This window comes from Leucobacter edaphi (genome assembly GCF_016522535.1).
GTDB lineage: Bacteria > Actinomycetota > Actinomycetes > Actinomycetales > Microbacteriaceae > Leucobacter > Leucobacter edaphi.
Window position 1 is genome coordinate 138,459 of record NZ_JAEHOI010000005.1, and the last position, 16,101, is coordinate 154,559.

Below are 16,101 nucleotides of genomic sequence, written 5' to 3' on the forward strand. Positions count from 1 at the left end.
ACCGGGCCCTCGCCGTGCTTCCGGGTTCAGGGCGTTGACACGCCCCTACCGGATGGGCACCGGGCTACTCGCCAGCGGCCTTGCGACGCACCAGCAGCAGCACCGCACCACCGATCAGCAGCGCACCGGCCACCGCGCCGAGCATCCAGCCCGCACCAGCACCCGTGATCGGGAGCGTCGGCTTCGCCGGGACGCCGGGCTCGCCGGGCTCGGTCGGGGTGACCGGCTGGTCGACCTTCGTCGCCGTGTTGGTCACCGTGAACTCCGCCGTCTGATCCGCCACGACCGTCGCGTCCGTTGCCGAGTACTCGACGCCCGTCCACTTGTAGTCCGCGCCGTTCTCAGGCTTCTGCTCCTCGATCGTCACCACAGCACCGGCCGGAACCTGCTCCGACTCCACCGCAGCACCATCGGCCGTGACCTTCACGTCACCCTCGCCCGCCTCGTAACCCGGGCCGGCAGGGTAGGTGTAGTGCACCGTGAACTGGGCATCCTTCGCCACGCGATCGGCGCCGTCACCGGCAACCTTCTTCGCAACCGCGATCTTGCCGTACGCCAGCTCGATCGGGTTCGTCACCGTGACCACGACACCCGAGCTGAGCGCACCCATCTCGATCGTGTCCGTCGACAGCTCCGGATCGCCCCACACCGTGTTCGCGATCGCGGCAGGAGCCTGCTCCTGCAGCGTCACCTTCGCGCCGTAGGGGATCTTCGGCGAGGTCACCGCAGTTCCATCGGCCGTGATCACGATCTCACCCGAGCCCGCGGCGAAGCCCTCGCCAGCGGGGTACGAGTACTCGACCGTGAACTCCGTGTCCGCGGGAACCACGCTTGCGGCCTCACCCGTCAGCGCCTTCTTCACATCGAAGGTGCCGTAGAGCATGTCGAGCTGGTTGGTGACGGTGAGCGCGGGCTGCGCCTGATCACCCTCGATCGTCACGTTCTCCGAGGAGTACGTCGGATCGGCCCACACCGTGTTCGCGATCGGGGCGGGAGCCTGCTCCTTGATCGTCACGACCGCGCCGTGCGGGAGCTTCGGCGACGTGGCGGCGGTCCCGTCGGCCTTGACCTTCAGCTCGCCGTTGCCCGCGGGGAAGTGCTTCCCTGCCGGGTAGGAGTACTCGACCGTGAACTCGGCATCGGCGGGGACGAGGCTCGCGGCCTCACCCGTGATGGCCTTCTTCACCGCGAAGGTACCGAAGGTCGGCTCGATCGGGTTTGTCACCGTGACCTCGGTCAGCTGGGAGCCGTTCGTGATCGTGAAACCGTTCTCCGAGTAGGTGGGGGTGCCCCACTTCGCGCCGGCGATCGCGGCGGGAGCCTGCTCCTTGAGCGTCACGACTGCGCCGACCGGGATCTTCGGCGACTCGACCTGCGTGCCGTCGGCCTTGATCTTCACCACGCCCGAACCCGCGGGGTAAGCGGCTCCGGCCGGATACGAGTAGTCGACCGTGAACTCGGTGCTCGCGGCAACCCACGATGCGGCGTCGCCGGTCAGGGCCTTGTCCAGGTGGAACGTGCCCATCGGGACGAAGAAGCCGCCGTCGCGCGCAGTCGTCTCACGCGACTTCACCGTGAACGTTGCCACGTTGTTATCGAAGTCGGAATCGACCTTGTCATCGCTGCCCGTCTTCGGAGTGACCTGCGTCATTCCCGCAGGCGGGTTCACGATCGTCGCCGTGTACTCGCCTTCGCGCAGCGTCGAACGCGCGCGGCCCTTGTCATCCGTGGTCACCATGGTGTCCACGTCAGCGCCGGTGGTCGTCTTCCCGGTGATCTTCACCTGGATATTCGGCAGAACCGTGTCGGTGCCCTCGTCGTAGACGTTGTTCCCGTTCATGTCCTGGAACATCAGCGTTTCAAACGCGCCAGGGGGGAGCTGGCTCGAGGAACCCGAACCCGTTGAACCCGGACGGGCGTTACGGCTCTCATACTTACTGGTCACGTTATTCTGCGTTAGGTCAAGGTACGCGAATACCGCATCGTCGACCTGCCAGGAGTCATCACCGTTTGCGATGCGTTTAATGAACATCCGGAGCACCTGCCCCGACTCAGCGTCCGCGCTCGTCCACGACGACGCCGGCATCTCAAGAGTAAAGGACTGTTTGTCACAGGTGAACTTGTACTTACTCGGATCCAAGAGATACTCAGACGTCGGCACCGATGCGGGCGCCGATCCAATATCAGTCAAGCCGATTCCATAACGCTGGCTCGGATCCTGGCTCAACGCCGAGGCGCAGTCAAAATCGTAACCTGGCCCGGCATAGACGTCCATCTTCACTGCACTCTGGCCGTTCCATGACGGCTTCGAACGCACCTCTACAGTCCCGTTCGGCGTGTTCGCATCGCCACTCCAGGACCCGTAAATCGCCGGAGCAGTCCAGTACGCCGGCGGGATGTGAAGCTTAAGGTCCACGAGATTTTGTCCGCTCCCCGACACGATCGGGGCAACGTAGTCTCCAGCGGGACGGTTCCGATTCGAGTACTCCTGCGCCTGAAAGGAGAAGGACCCTGCCAAGTCAACTCGGTCTTTCACGAAGGCAGTCAACGTGAAAGTTACCGTGCGATTCCCATTCGAGATCGAACTCGTTGCGATCGTGTTCCCGGAGGCGTCAACGAGATTCGCAAAACCCTGTGTTCCACGCACCTTCCAGAACTCCGGAAGAGTGATCGAGAAAGCCTGTCCCGGCTGCGCGCCATCGGCAATTGCCACATCAAACGAGGGAATCACGAAGCCGCCGGCACCCTCAGCGGGGGCACCCGGATTCCAAGTGTTGAACTCGGCGGTGTTGCTCGCAGCCATGTAACCGTCAGCATCGAGCGGCCGGTTGCCCTCGTTTACCCTGACGTTTGAGAACGTAACGCTCGCGGTATCAGCCGCGTGGGCCGCGGTGGAAGCGGCCATTGGCATAGCCGGAAGCGCCAGGGCGGATGCCAGCACGAGCGCTCCAACTTTCAAAACGGTACGCCAATTCAGCCGTCTACGCGGCTTGTCCACACTCTCGTATTTCTGTGTCATGCTCCCTCAATCCATGAAAGGCCTCGGTTCCGCGAGCCGCGGAATAGAGCCACGGCCATGAAGCTCTAAGTAATGCAAATCTGTAAATTCACTCAGTTACATGCCCCAGGGTACCCGGAAATCGTTACTTAGTGTATTTATAGGTTTTGACTATGCGCGACAACGAACCAGACAGTGCCACTTCACCAAGAGCAAAGCACGAGACATTTCTTTCCTCGGCACATTTATGGAGCGAATCGCCAGTCTCGCAAACTCTACTCCAGAAACGTTACTCTACGCAACGTAAATTCACATGGGGCTCAACCCTTCCATTGATTGACATCAATCAACCATTTCCCTATAGTTGATCTTCGTCAACGATGGACCCCAAACCGGGTCCCCGCCCAGACCGCGATGACGGCGCACCGGGCGTTCCGCCTCTGCGGGCCACTCGCCCGCACCGCTGAGCTCCCGTCCCCGCATCACCCACCCGTTCCACCACAGACCCCGAAGGATCCCGCCTCCGATATGTCACGGACCCGCACCGACGAGAAACCGCAGCAGAGCAGCGCCGCCACCGACGAGGGCATCCTCCACGGCCGCGCGAAGAATCTCGCGCTCACCGGCCTCTTCTTGAGCATGGCCGTCTCCATGCTCTCCATGACCGTGGTCGGCACCTCGATGCCGATCATCATCGCCGACCTCGGCGGCAACCAGGCCGCCTTCACGTGGGTCGTCACGGCGACCATGCTCGCCTCGGCCATCTCGACCCCGATCTGGGGCAAGCTCGCCGACCTGACAAGCAAGAAGGTGCTGCTCCAGACCTCGCTCGTCCTGTTCACCGTGGGTTCCGCGCTCGCCGGCATGGCGCAGGATCCCGGCTGGCTGATCGCGTTCCGCGTGTTCCAGGGCCTCGGCGCCGGTGGCCTCGGCGCGCTCGGCCAGATCGTCCTCGCGGAGATCATCAGCCCGCGCGAGCGCGGCAAGTACATGGGCATCATGGGCGCGATCATGGCGGTCTCGACCGTGGGCGGCCCCCTCCTCGGCGGCGCGATCACCGACGCGATCGGCTGGCGCTGGAACTTCTACGTCGCGGCCCCGATCGCGGTCGTCGCGATCATCGTGCTGCAGCGCACCCTCCACCTGCACACGGTGAAGCGGAAGGTGCAGATCGACTACCTCGGCGCCGCGCTCATCTCCGCGGGCTTCGCGAGCCTGCTCATCTGGGTGACGCTCGGCGGATCGCAGTTCGACTGGTGGTCCTGGGAGACGCTCGCGATGGTGGGCGGCGGCATCCTGCTGCTCCTGATCGCCGTGTTCGTGGAGCTCCGCGTTGCAGAACCCCTGATCCCGCTGCACCTGTTCAAGAACCGCACCTTCACGATGTCGGTCATCGCGAGCATCGCCGTCGGCCTCGCCATGTTCGGCACCTCAGTGTTCCTCGGGCAGTACATGCAACTCGCGCGCGGGAAGACCCCGACCGAGTCGGGTCTGCTCACGATCCCGATGATGGCCGGCGTGCTCATCTCCTCCACGCTCGTGGGACAGATCATCTCGCGCACGGGCAAGTGGAAGCGCTACATGGTGGCGGGCTCCTTTATCCTGCTCATCGGCCTGATCATGATGGGTCAGCTCCGCTACGACACGTCGTTCTGGTACGTGGGCGTCTCGATGTTCGTGCTCGGCACGGGAGTCGGTCTCTGCATGCAGAACCTCGTGCTCGTCGTGCAGAACACGGTCTCCCCCAACGAGCTCGGCGTCTCGAGCTCCGCGGTCACCTTCTTCCGCACGATCGGCGGCACCGCTGGCATGTCCGCGATGGGCGCGATGCTCGCCTCCCAGGTCGTCACGTTCATCAAGGACGGCATGACCGAGCTCGCGAAGACGAATCCGGCAGCGCTGGCTGGCGCGGGATCGCTCGAGGGCGGCACGATCCCGAAGCTCGCCGAGCTCCCCGGGCCGATCCGCCTCGTCGTCGAGTCCGCCTACGGCCACGCGATCGGGGACGTCTTCCTCGCGGCCTCCCCCGTCGCGATCGTCGCGATCGTCGCGATCCTGTTCCTGCCGAACATCCCGCTGAGCTCGAAGAGCGCGGCGCAGCAGCGCGCCGAGCTCGAGCGCCGCGAGGCGGCTGCGGCCGCGGGCCTCGAGGGTCCCGGTGCCGCGTCGCTCATCGAGTCGGTCGAGTCGGTTGAATCGGCCGAGTCCGCCGGCGAGGCCGCAGCGGCGAAGACATCCGTGAGCGGCGAACGATCCGGGCGCACCGCCGCGAGCGCGGCGGCCTCCCCGGGTTCTCGCCGGGACCACGGGTCGAGCAACTAGGATTTGAGATCGTGCACGACGACGCATCCGCCGCTGGCGGGCCCATCTCGCCGAAGGACGCGAGGATTACCGAGATCATCTCGGAGTTCTCGGAGATCTTCACCTTCGCGCGTACCCGCTGGGCCCGCTACGCGGAGGGCGTGCACCCCGAGCTCCGGGGTGTCGGCCTCATGGTGCTGCAGCTCATCCTGAAGAAGGGGCCCGTGACGGCCACCGAGATCAGCCAGATGCTCGACATGGACAAGGCCACCGTGAGTCGCCAGGTCGCGAACCTGCGCGAGATGGACCTGGTCGTCGCCGAACCGGCCGCCGAGGACAAGCGCGTCACGCTCCTCACCCCGAGCCCCCTCGCCCAGGAGCAGTTCGTGAAGATCCGGATCGCCTGGGCGGAGTCCTACCACGAGCGGTTCTCGGACTGGTCGATGGACGACCTCGAGGTGCTGAAGCTCGGCCTGCACCGGTTCAACACGGCCTCGACGGATCCCGCCGTCGACGGCCCCGCCGCACGCTGCTCCCGGGAGCAGAATCACGGTCTGGAGGCTCCGCCCCGGAGCGAGCCCGACGCTCCCGCCGCGTAGCCCTCGCGGGCGCACGCTGTCCATTCCCCGCCGCGCGAGACGCACCCTTTCGTTATCTGGATCCGCCAATTTCCGCGGTTGTCGAGACAACATGTCCCCGGCCTTTCGCCTAGCGTTCAGGGGCAATTCACTTTGGGACGCGTCACACACGAACTATTCACTTCGCGGCTACTTCCCGGGCGCTCACCCGGGATTTCCAACTTGTAACCTGTCCCCATGACGAGCCCCTCCCCCCTGCACGTGCAGCTCTACGAGGAGTTCACTCGCCGCATCCGCACCGGCCAGTGGCACCCGGGAGACCGAGTTCCGAGCGAGAAGTCTCTCGTCGCCGAGTTCGGCACCTCCCGCGGCCCGGTGCGGCAAGCGCTCGCCGCCCTGCGCGCCGAGGGCATGATCGTCGGCGGGCGCGGAGCCCCTCCCCGCGTGCAGCACACAGCCCCCACCCAGTCCTTCGGAACCTTCATGTCCTTCACCGAGTGGGCCAACGAGCTCGGCTTCGAACCGGGCCAGCGGGTCGTCGAGCTCACCCGCCGTCAGGCCTCGGAGGATACCGCCAGGGAGCTGCGGATCGCCCCCGACGCCCCCGTCGTCGAAATGATCCGACTGTGCTCGCTCGACGGAAAACCCGCGATGCTCGAGCGGGCCTCGTTCCCCCTCGAGGTCGGCCGACACCTCCTGGCCACCGAGCTCGACAACCGGAGCGTCTCCCAGACGCTCGCCGCGGCCGGCGCCCATTCGATCCGCGCGCGGCACGTCATCGACGCGATCTCGGCCCATCCGCTCGAGTCCGAACAGCTCGAGGTCGAGGTCGGTCACCCGCTCCTGCGGGTGCGCCGGCTCACGTTCAACGAGCTCGGGACCGTCATCGAGACCGCGGACGATCGCTACCTGCCCGCGATGGCGAGCTTCGTGGTCGAGAACAGCGCGGAGCACCGCAACCCGCTCACGCGACGACTCACGCCCTCCTGAGCGCGCTTAGACGCTGATCAGCGGCAGTTCCGGAACGCGATCCTCCGCGCGGTGCTGCGCCGAGATCAGGATCGGCAGGTGGTCCGAGGTCCCGCGATCCAGGGTACGCACGCTCGCGATGTCGAGCCCGGCCGAGGTCGCGAAATCGAAATGCCCGCGGAACATGCGGTAGCGGGTGTAGGTTCGCTTGTCGCTCAGGCTGAGCTCGTAGCCGCTGTCGCGCATCTCAGAATCGAGACGCCCCTTGAACACCGGGTAGTTGTAGTCGCCGACCATGAGCGCCGGCAGGCCGGGCCCGAGGATGCGCAGCTCAGCGAGAGCGGCGTGAATCTGATGGCGGCGCAGCGAGTTGAGCGCGGTGAGCGGCGCGGCGTGGAAAGAGGCGACCACGAGGTCGCGGCGGGCCTCGAGGTCGTGCAGCCTGACGCCGAGCAGCCGCTCGTGCGCGGGCGCGAGCAGGCGATCGTGCAGCGACTTCTTCAGCTGGAACGTGTTGGCCGAGCGCGCGTGGAAGCGGTCTGACCGCACATACATGGCGAGGCCCAGCCGGTTGCGCTCGGTGGCGTGGACGAGCTCGAGGTGACCCAGCCGGGTGGGGAGCGCGACCGCCTCAGCTTCCTGCAGGCACAGCACATCGGCCTCGTGGCACTCGGCGAGCGCCCCGAGCTCGGTGACGGCCCGGTTCTTTCTCAGGTTGTAGCTGATGATCTGCAATGCTCCCCCTCGGGGTCCCTCTGCTTTCATTCCGACCACGCCCACACTACGCGCATCAACCCGGGAATGTGGCGAACGGTTCGTTAATCGATCCTGATCAGACGCACTTCGAGCGTGCCGATGACGAGCTGCTCGGTAGCCGGGCGTTCATCTCCTGCATCGAGCGGCACCGTGTCGCCGTTCGAGGCGACGAGCGCGACGCCGTTCGTCGAGGCGAGATCCTCGATCGTCCAGTCGTCGCCCATGCGGCGCATGCGGGCGTGCGACTTCGACATCGTGCGCGTCGGGTCCGCGATCTGCAGCACGACGGCGCCCTCGCGGGGAGTGGGCTTGCGGCCGACGATGATGTCGTCCCCCACGAGCTCGACGATCTCCCCGTCGGGCAACTCGAGCCCGTAGCGGGCGCGGCGCGCGACGACGACCGTGCGATCCTCCTCCGCTTCCTCCTCCGCCGCAGGCATCGGGATCGACACCGGGGCGGGCTCGGGCGCGGGAGCCGCGGCCCTCGCCGGGGCCTGGGCCGCGGGGGCGTGAGCGGGTGCGGGAGCGGGAGCGGGAGCGGGCGCCGGGGCGGCGGGGACGGCCGGGGCAGGAGCCGGGGCGACAGCGGGAGCGGCCGGTGCGGGCGCGGGAACGCTCGGCGCCGGAGTCGGCACCTCGGCGGAAACCGCCGGTCCCGCTGGCTTCACCGCGCGTCGCGGGGAGGCCTCGCGCGCCGGGCTCCGCACGGGCTCGGAGGCGGCCGCGGGAGCGGCCTCGCTCGGCGCGGGCTGGGGCTCGGCCGGTGCCGCTGGCGCCTGCTGCTGGGGCTCCCGCTCAGGGGCTGAGTGGTGCGCCGGGGCGTGCGCCGCACCCGGCTCGGAGAATCCGGCATCCGCGCGTTCGGGCGCCCCCTGGCTCCGCTCCGGATCGGAGTGCGCGCCCGCGGGCGGCTCCGGGAGCACGAGCGGATCGACGATCGCGGGCATCATGCCGGTCTCGTCCTGCGGCTCGGGCCAGGAGAAGGGACGCAGCGGTTCGCTCGCCCCGAGCGGGGGAATCACCCGCGGCGGGGCGCCCTCAGCGGCGAGACGCGCGTAGTCGCCCTCGGTCGTGCGGCTGAAACCCCAGTCGTTGCCCCCGACGGGCGCCGCGGGAGCGGCGGGCGTCCGGGGGCGATCCTGGGCGTGATCCTGCTGGGCGAAGCCGAGCTGATCGAAACCGCTGCCGTGATCAGCGGAGGAGTCCTGCGCGGGTGCGGGTGCGGGCGCGGCCGGAGGCACCGCGGGCTGCGGCGCGTAGGGCTGCGGCGCGGGCGGCTGCTGGGGGCTCCCGAAGTCGTGGTGCTGCGCCGAGGCCGGAGCCTCCTGCGCTGGTGCGGGCGCGAACCCCGGTGCGGGGTGCGGCGCGGGGTGCTGGGGAACCGCGGGCTGCGGCCACGCCGCAACGGGCTGCTGCGGCGCGTGGACGGCTGCCTGGGGCGGAGCCGCGTGGCTGGCCGCGGGAGACCCGTTCGGGCCGAAGATCCCGCCGGGAGCGTGGCTCGGCGCTACCTGCGACGGTGCGCCGGGGTAGGCGCCCGGCGTTGCGCCAGAGTATCCGCGATCGGCGATGTGATTCGCGAGCAGCATGGCCCAGAGCGGCGGCAGGAAGAAGCCCAGCACGGTGAAGCCGGGTCCCTTGCCGAACTCGGTGTTCAGGCGGTGGATGGCGATCACGCTCACCACGGCGACCACGATCCCGAGGCCGGGGACGAAGCCGAGGAGCACCATCCAGCCGGGCAGGCCACCGCGCTGGATGAGCTGCCACTGGTTCCAGACGGGGATCCAGCCGTGGCTCGACGGCAGTCCGAGATACGGGAACAGCCGCGAGAGCGCCCACAGATACCAGACGTAGATTGCGAGGCCGAGGAGGCCGCCGATCAGCGAGAGGGCCGTCACCGCTGCGAGGCCGCCGGCTGCATCACCGTTCATCGTTCATCCATTCGCTCAGGGCGCGCTTGTCTGCACCAAAGATACCTGTTCCCGCGCCGGTACGCGCCTCGGGTCCGCTTTCGCTCATGATCCGAACGCCGTTACCGCGATCCACCAGAGGCCGGCGACTCCGACCACCACGAGCGCGGCCCCGCCGATCAGCGTGACCAGGCGTTCCCGCCGGTTGATGCGCGCGGTCGAGGGGAGGCCCGTGCGATCCGCCGCCGGGGGCGCTTCGGCCTCGCTCCCGGAGGGGGGCGCCGGTGCTGCTGCCACGCCGACGGGGAGCGCCTCCGGAGCTCGCGGGCCGTAGACCACGGGAATGCCGCGGCTCACGCCCTGCCGCGGCGAGGCGTCCTCGGCCCCGGCGACCGAGGTGTTGCGCACCCTGCGGCGCGGGTCGAGCGGTGACTTGAACATGAGCGCGGCGACATCGCGCGAAACATTTGTGACCAGGGGTTCTTCAACCGGCGGCGCGGGGTTTCTACTGCCCGTTGTCGCCCCCGTTCGGGTGACCGTGGACGGGCCGCCGACCCCGGGGAACTCCCGTTGCACGGGGCGGAGCAGGCCGCCGGGGGCCGCGGCGTCGCGCGCCGACTGTTCGCCGCTTCCCGCGGGGCGCGGCGCCTTCCGCGTCGCATCGTCCTCGTCCTGCTGCGCAGCGGGGCGCGGAACAGCGCGCGTCGCGTCGGGGTCCTCCGGCTCCGCAGAGCGCCGCTGCACCACCCGCGTCGCGTCGTCGTCCGGCACCGCCGCGGGACGCGCCACTGCGCGCGTCGCGTCGTCCACCTCGCGATCGTCGCCAGGATCGGGGGTTACCGGGGGTCGCTCGGTCATTCGTGCCGCCTCCGCGGGATCGTCACCGTGAGCGTCTCATCGCCGGTCTCCCCCACCTCGACGTCCGACTTCACCCACTGGGAGCCGCCGGCGATCGTGTCCACCACGAGCACGGTGATGTTGTCGCGTCCCCCGGCATCGTTGGCGCGCTGCACGAGCTCGTCGGCGACCGCGTCCGCGGCGCCGCCCATTGTGAGCGCGGCACGCAGATCCTCGTCGGGGACCTCGGTGGTGAGCCCGTCCGAGCAGATCAGGAGGCGCGTCCCCGTCTCGACGGGAACGAGCCACGAGTCCGCAGTGCTGTCGGCGGAACCGAGCGCGCGAGTGATGATGTTGCGCCCGGGCAGGCGAGCGTCCTCGGCGCCGTCGGCCGACATCTCGGCCCTGAGCGAGTGATCGATCGTGAGCTGCGTGAGCTCCGAACCGCGATGGAGATACACGCGGGAGTCACCGATGTTGAGCACGAGCCAGTGGGGGTGCCCGTCGGATTCCACGAGGACCGCCCCGGTCAGCGTGCACCCGGCACCGCGCTCGTGCCCCTCCGAGATCGCGGCAACGGCGGCTCGGGCCGCGTCGAGCGCAGCGGAAACGTCCTCGACCGTTGCGCGGCTCCCGAGCGGGAAGCGGTCGCGGAACGCGGCGACGGCCGCCTGGCTCGCGAGGTCCCCCGCCTCGTGCCCGCCCATCCCGTCGGCGACGATGAAGCACGGCTGCACCGCGAGGCCCGAGTCCTCGTTGACCTCGCGCTTGCGTCCCGGATCCGTCCGGAGCGCGTACTGCAGCTGCGGGCACCCTGACGGTGCGGTGTGTTCGCGGATCATCCGCTTGTCCCCTTCGTTTGGTTCGGTTTTCCAGGCCCCCTGGAAACGAAGCGGCGACGCCGGGAGGCGCGTCCGCTCCGATACGACGCGAGCGAAAAGCGGGCCCGGATCCGTCCCCACGGACTCAGGCCTGCGCGCAGCTCGCGCTCGGCGGTGTCGACGCGACGCCACAGGGCGTCCGCCGCGGGCGCGTCGATTCCCTCGCGGGAGAACACGGCCCGATCGACCTCGCGCGCGATCCAGTCGGCATCCTCGATGCCGAGATCGGCGGCGGCGATACGACGTGCGACACCGGAATCAACGCTCCTGCCCGCGTCGCGGTGGGCGTCGAGCAGCTGATCCCATGCCCCGATCGCACGGATCTCCGGCGACGGCGCCGAGCGCCGCCTGTTCCGCCGGAAACGCTTTGCGAGCGGGATGAACAGCGAGAGAGCGGCGAGGATCGCCAGGGCGCCGAGGCCGAGACCCGCGTACTTGAGCACCTGCCAGAAGATCGCTTCTCCCTCGGGCTTGGTGCTGTTCGCCGGCTTGCCATCGGCGTCGCTCGTGCCGATCGGCGGGTCGCTCTCCTGCGCGTCGCGCTCCTCAGGAACGGTCGGATACTCGGGGAGCTGCTCGCCCTCCTCGAGCGAGGTCGGCGGGATCTCGACCTGCGGGGTGACATCGAACGGCGCCCAGACGCCGTCGGCCCCGCGCACCTCGATCCACGCGGCCATATTCTCGCCCGTGCAGCTCTCGGCGCACGCCGGCACCCCCGGGACGCCGTCGCCGCCGAGGCGCACGCCGAGCGCCACCCTGGAGTCGAAGCCGAGCGACTGGGCGAGCAGCGCGGCGGCGGCGGCGAACTGCTCGTCGTCACCGATCCCCGCGACCAGCATGCGGTCGTCCGCCTTCGGCCCCGCGGCGTGCTGCTGGTCGTTGAGCTGCTTGAAGAGCTGCTCAACGCGGGCGATCGAGTGCCCTCCCGTGCTCGTGACGAAGCGCGTGCCGTAGTCCTTCTGCAGGGCGGCGAGCCACTGCTGCTCCCCCGGCCCCTCGGTGAGCGAGTGGCTCAGGTAGCCGCGATCGCGCAGCCGCTTGATACCCTCGGCGAGCCCGCTGCCCGTCGGCGAGAGCCCCTGCGCCTTCCACCACTTCGCGAGCTCGGGCATCTTCTCGAGGTCGATCTGGGATTCCGGGTTCGCCGGATCCTCCGCGAGCGTGCGGTCCCCCGCGATACTCATGTCCGCCGAGAAGGAATCCCCGTTCACGAGGCCGCGCTTGGTGGGGACCGCGACGGCGCCCCCGGTGTCGCGATTGAGGTAGAAGGCGTCGGCGAGCGCGGACGCGCGCGGTCCGCCGAACTGCGGCGGCGAGGCGAGCGGGGTACTGACGGGCACCCAGATGTCGGAGTAGCCGCCCGCGATGCGCACGGTGACCCGGCTCGACATCGAGACCGCTTCGCCGCTCGGGAAGCGGGTGAAGCGCTCGCTGCTGCCGCCGGTGCCCACCGAGAAGTCGACGCCGTCGTAGCGGTCCATCACGGCGAGGTGCACGCGACCGGGCAGTGCGCCATTCGCGCGCACCTCGAAGAGGTCGGCGCCGAAGTTCGCGTCTCGCTTCCACTCGCGGTAGCCGGCGAGGGGGCTCGTGCGCTCGGCGATCACGAGCTCGGGATCGATGCGATCGCGGGCGACGCTGCGCTCGGGCCCGGCGATCGCTGGGGCCGCGAACGAGGCGATGGCCAGCGCCAGGACCACGACGGCCGCGCCGATGATCCCGCGCTGCGCTCCGCGGCGACGCACGGGCGCCCGGTCCATTCCGGCCCGTCCCCTGCGGAGTGCTGCCCGCCGGTCGATGCCGGACGACCAGGCGATCCAGATCGCGATCCCCGCGAACGCGAGGATCCAGATCGCCAGCTCCCGCGGCGCGATGATCCGCAGCGCACCGAGCCGCAGCGGATCGCTCAGGTTCGATGAGCCGAACGCCGTGCCGAACGCGACGGGGAGCACGAGCGGCAGCGCGGCCCACTCGGCGAAGCGGCCGGCGCGGAGCGCGAGCCAGCTGGAGATCGCGGTCGCGCCGAAGGCGATCACGTAGAGCGGCACGAGGACGCTCTGATACGTGCCGACGGGGAGGGTGAGGGTGAGGAGCTGTTTCCAGCCGAGCGCGACGGCGGCGAGCCCGTCGCCGAAGCCGCGCACGATGCCCTCGGGGCCTGAGGCAAACGCCCCGGGCACTGCCACGGGCACGAGCGTCGCAACAAAAATCCCGATCAGGGCGACAAGCGTGAGCGGACCCCAGCGGAATCGACGGCCCAGCCAGACCACCCCGAACGCGAGCCCAGCGCCCACGAGCGACACGACCCACGCGCGCGCATCGGCGTAGATCGGCGCGCTCGAGAGCGCCGCGAACACCCCGATCCCGAGCGCGAGCACGCCGGCACCGACCGTCAGTCCCGGCCCGGGGCCGCGCGAACGCCTCCCCGGCTCCGCGGCGATCTGCACGGGGCCCGTCACGACCGGCTCCCGTGCAGCATGAGACGGGGCAGATCCCCGAGGGCGCCCACCGTGAGCAAGGTGCACACGTCCAGCAGCTTCGCGCTCGGATCGGCGAGCAGTTCGCAACGAACGCCGATCACCGTGACATCACCGGGGAACGACACCGCGGCGCGGCGCAGCCGCGACGGATCCGGAAGCGACCCCGTGATCACGAACACCACCGAGAGCGGCCGCCGCGACTCGGCGAGGCTGCGCGCGAGCCACTCGATCGGGCGCGGATCCTCGGCCGGCTCGAGCTCCGACCAGGCGTCGAGCACCTGGGTGAGCGTGTCCGACGGCAGCTCCTCGAGCCCATCGATCGCCGCGCGCAGCCTGCCGGGGGTGAACTGCGAGGCGACGAAACGCTCCCGCCCCTCGCGGACCGCCTGCATCGACAGCGAGGCCGCCGTGCTCACGGCGAGCTCGAACTCCTCGTCGCTCGCGTACTCCGCGCGATTCGCATCGAACAGGATCGCGGCGCGCGCCGTCTGCGTCTCCTCGTACTGGCGCACCATGAGCTTCCCCGTCTTCGCCGTCGACCGCCAGTGCACGTGACGCAGCGCGTCGCCGTGCACGTAATCGCGGACGGCGTGGAACGAGAGATCCGAGTCGGTGAGGCGCTTGCTCGGCACGCCCTCGAGGTCGCGCACGAGACCGGCGGACCCGGGAGGCAGCAGCACCGTGCGCGGGTGCACGTGCACCAGGTGACGGTCACGCCAGGTCACCTCGCGGCGCAGCAGGCCGATCGGGTCGCGGCGGGCGAGCGTGAGCGGACCCACCTCGATGACGCCGCGCGCCTGCGTTGGTACCTCGACGGGAAGCATGATCGCGCCTCGCGGGGCGATGAACGGGATGTCGAGCTCGCGAAGCGCAAGACCGACGGGGAGTTCCGCCGTCGCGGGCAGGGCAGGCCTCCCGCTCGCGTTCTCGATCTCGATCGCGAGATGCACATTGCCGCCCGCGACGACGCGCAAGCGGTCGAGCGCGATCTTGATCAGGTAGGCCCGGCTGCCGATGAGGAACGGCAGCGCGGCAAGGAGCAGGAACCCGCCGACGAGGGCCACGGCCCACGCCTCGACCCAGCCGAGCGTTGCGCCGAGCACGCTCGCGAGGATCGTCGCCGCCAGCACGAACCGCCCGGTCGGGGTGACCGTCTGCGCGGCTCGCCGGAAATCGCGACGCACCCGGCGGCGGTTGCGGCGCCACCAGCGTCGGGCCTTCGTGGCACGCGACTGCGGACGTCCCCGCGCAGTATCACTGCGCCGGGTCGTCCCGAGCGTGCCGCCGTAGGTCCGGCCGCGATCGGTCTCCCAGCTCACGCCGTGCCGTTCTCCTGCGGCGGTGCGACGTCGAGAATGATCTGCCCGACGATCTGCTCAGCCGTGACGCCGTCGAACTCGGCCTCGGGCTCGAGGACGAGACGGTGCGCGAGCACGGGCAGCGCAAGATCCCGGATGTCATCTGGGGTGATGTAGTGGCGGCCGTTGGCGACGGCCCAGGCGCAGGCGAGCCGCACGAGCGACAGAGCGCCGCGAACGCTCGCACCGAGGCGCACGGCTTCGGCACGGCGGGTGGCCTCGACGAGACGGACCGCGTAGTCCGCGACGAGCGGGCTCACGTGCACGCGGTTCGCAAACTCCATGGCCTGCGTGATCATCGCGGTCGTGACGACCGGCTGCAGCGGTTCGTGCGCGGCGCGATGCCCCTGCAGGATGCGCGCCATCGCGGCGCCGTCCGGGTAGCCGATCGAGGTCTTGATCATGAAGCGGTCGAGCTGCGCCTCGGGCAGCCGGTAGGTTCCCGCCTGCTCGATCGGGTTCTGCGTCGCGATCACGAGGAACGGGGACCCCACATCGTGCGTTGTGCCGTCGACCGTGACCTGGCCCTCCTCCATGACCTCGAGGAGCGCGGACTGCGTCTTCGGGCTCGCCCGGTTGATCTCGTCGGCGAGGACGACGTTCGCGAAGATCGGCCCGGCGTGGAACTCGAACACGCCCGCGCGCTGATCGTAGACGGAGATGCCCGTCACGTCGCCGGGCAGCAGATCGGGCGTGAACTGGATGCGCGACGACGTGCCCTGCACGACCTGGCCGAGGGCGCGCGCGAGCGCCGTCTTGCCCGTTCCCGGAACATCCTCGAGGAGCACGTGGCCGCCCGCGAGCACGGTGGCGATGACGAGCTCGATGACGCGGCGCTTGCCGTGGATCGTCTGCTCGATCGCGCCCGCCGTCGACTGGAACACCTGCGCAACCCACTGGGCCTGGTCCGGGGTGAGCGCTTCCTCGCGGCGGGAGGGCTGGTTGGCAACCTGGGTGGTGCCTGCCGTGTCCTGGTTCTGCATGTTCATGGGGTCCTCGCGTGAGTGGGCGTTCTCGGTGAAAATCTGATGGG

At 69.3% G+C, this 16,101-nt stretch carries 11 protein-coding genes and 1 pseudogene; 3 read left to right on the forward strand and 9 right to left on the reverse strand.

Going from position 1 to position 16,101, the window contains the following annotated elements; genetic code table 11:
- Positions 1 to 64: 64 nt before the first annotated feature.
- Together JD292_RS12145 and JD292_RS12445 are read right to left on the reverse strand one after the other, a co-directional pair.
- On the reverse strand, positions 65 to 1,852 hold the full coding sequence (locus tag JD292_RS12145) for a DUF5979 domain-containing protein (RefSeq protein ID WP_233613656.1): 1,788 nt from the start codon (positions 1,850 to 1,852) through the stop codon (positions 65 to 67).
- Between the two features lie 648 nt (positions 1,853 to 2,500).
- Positions 2,501 to 3,019, reverse strand: a pseudogene (locus JD292_RS12445) (Ig-like domain-containing protein); the annotation flags it as partial.
- Positions 3,020 to 3,526: 507 nt separating this feature from the next.
- Here JD292_RS12445 and JD292_RS06165 point away from each other — a divergent pair.
- The 3 genes from JD292_RS06165 (at position 3,527) to JD292_RS06175 (ending at position 6,867) form a co-directional block, all read left to right on the forward strand.
- The gene (locus JD292_RS06165; RefSeq protein ID WP_200131862.1) at positions 3,527 to 5,320 is read left to right on the forward strand and encodes an MDR family MFS transporter; all 1,794 of its coding nucleotides are present in this window, start codon (positions 3,527 to 3,529) and stop codon (positions 5,318 to 5,320) included.
- Between the two features lie 11 nt (positions 5,321 to 5,331).
- Positions 5,332 to 5,898: a MarR family winged helix-turn-helix transcriptional regulator gene (locus JD292_RS06170; protein ID WP_369411168.1), complete on the forward strand. Its 567-nt coding sequence runs from the start codon at positions 5,332 to 5,334 to the stop codon at positions 5,896 to 5,898.
- A 216-nt stretch (positions 5,899 to 6,114) separates the two neighbouring features.
- The gene (locus tag JD292_RS06175) at positions 6,115 to 6,867 is read left to right on the forward strand and encodes a GntR family transcriptional regulator (protein WP_200131863.1); all 753 of its coding nucleotides are present in this window, start codon (positions 6,115 to 6,117) and stop codon (positions 6,865 to 6,867) included.
- 6 nt (positions 6,868 to 6,873) lie between these two features.
- Here the strand turns inward: JD292_RS06175 and JD292_RS06180 are convergent, their stop codons facing one another.
- The 7 genes from JD292_RS06180 to JD292_RS06210 form a co-directional block, all read right to left on the reverse strand.
- Positions 6,874 to 7,581 carry an endonuclease/exonuclease/phosphatase family protein gene (locus JD292_RS06180; RefSeq protein ID WP_200132018.1) on the reverse strand — a complete coding sequence of 236 codons (708 nt, stop codon included), beginning with the start codon at positions 7,579 to 7,581 and terminating at the stop codon, positions 6,874 to 6,876.
- 83 nt (positions 7,582 to 7,664) lie between these two features.
- Entirely contained in the window at positions 7,665 to 9,533 is a 1,869-nt protein-coding gene (locus JD292_RS12370) for a DUF5684 domain-containing protein (RefSeq protein ID WP_200131864.1), read from the reverse strand.
- An 84-nt stretch (positions 9,534 to 9,617) separates the two neighbouring features.
- Positions 9,618 to 10,370, reverse strand: coding sequence for a hypothetical protein (locus JD292_RS06190; protein ID WP_200131865.1), 753 nt, complete (start codon positions 10,368 to 10,370; stop codon positions 9,618 to 9,620).
- Positions 10,367 to 11,191 (reverse strand): PP2C family protein-serine/threonine phosphatase, encoded by an 825-nt coding sequence (locus JD292_RS06195; RefSeq protein WP_200131866.1) that lies wholly within the window; start codon positions 11,189 to 11,191, stop codon positions 10,367 to 10,369. The genes JD292_RS06190 and JD292_RS06195 overlap by 4 nt, the downstream gene beginning before the upstream one ends.
- Complete coding sequence (locus JD292_RS06200; protein WP_369411169.1) at positions 11,188 to 13,689, reverse strand: TgpA N-terminal domain-containing protein; 2,502 nt, start codon at positions 13,687 to 13,689, stop codon at positions 11,188 to 11,190. The genes JD292_RS06195 and JD292_RS06200 overlap by 4 nt, the downstream gene beginning before the upstream one ends.
- Positions 13,686 to 15,029, reverse strand: coding sequence for a DUF58 domain-containing protein (locus tag JD292_RS12450; RefSeq protein WP_200131867.1), 1,344 nt, complete (start codon positions 15,027 to 15,029; stop codon positions 13,686 to 13,688). The genes JD292_RS06200 and JD292_RS12450 overlap by 4 nt, the downstream gene beginning before the upstream one ends.
- Positions 15,026 to 16,051 (reverse strand): AAA family ATPase, encoded by a 1,026-nt coding sequence (locus JD292_RS06210; protein WP_200132020.1) that lies wholly within the window; start codon positions 16,049 to 16,051, stop codon positions 15,026 to 15,028. The genes JD292_RS12450 and JD292_RS06210 overlap by 4 nt, the downstream gene beginning before the upstream one ends.
- Positions 16,052 to 16,101 lie beyond the last annotated feature (50 nt).